This window comes from Paenibacillus sp. 7523-1 (assembly GCF_002276415.1).
Classification (GTDB): Bacteria; Bacillota; Bacilli; order Paenibacillales; family Paenibacillaceae; genus Paenibacillus; species Paenibacillus illinoisensis_A.
This window is the reverse complement of the sequence record NZ_NPBR01000039.1, coordinates 1-434: the sequence shown is the minus strand read 5'-3', so window position 1 is coordinate 434 and position 434 is coordinate 1. Positions and strand designations below refer to the sequence as shown.

The window sequence follows — 434 nt, the reverse complement described above, 5'->3', positions numbered from 1 at the left end:
TCCGAGAAACGAACTGCATCATTTACGCTGCCGACCGACTCAATGGCCACAAGTGGATTCCAGAAATCCCGGTAGCGTGTAATCAGCCCATCTTTGGTCTCCACCACGCTGACATAGGTCTGGTTGTACGGGTTGCCCGTTTCCCGGTGCTTGCCAACAGACTTGAACTCAGCCACAACTAGCTCCGGGTCCAGGGTTAGATGGAACTGAAGATCAGTGAACTGGACTTCAAAATGTTTCGGGAAGTTCTGCATGTAATCGTACAGTTCCACTTTGCCTTCCTTGCGATCTGGGAATCCGGCAGGCCCATAAGGGAATTCAAGCACGCCGTTCTCTTCCCACAGGTCAACCCATGCCTTAATGTCTCCGCCGGACAGGTGCTTCAGGTGGTTGCGGAAGGCTTGCTGCGCTCTTTCACGTACGATCTCTACTTC

Annotated in this window: 1 protein-coding gene; it reads right to left on the bottom strand. The window is 52.8% G+C overall.

Annotated elements, in window-relative coordinates; all coding sequences use genetic code 11:
• Positions 1 to 425, bottom strand: a 425-nt coding sequence (locus CHH60_RS29390) for a nuclear transport factor 2 family protein (RefSeq protein ID WP_095362355.1), incomplete at its 3' end; no start/stop codon positions are given.
• Positions 426 to 434 lie beyond the last annotated feature (9 nt).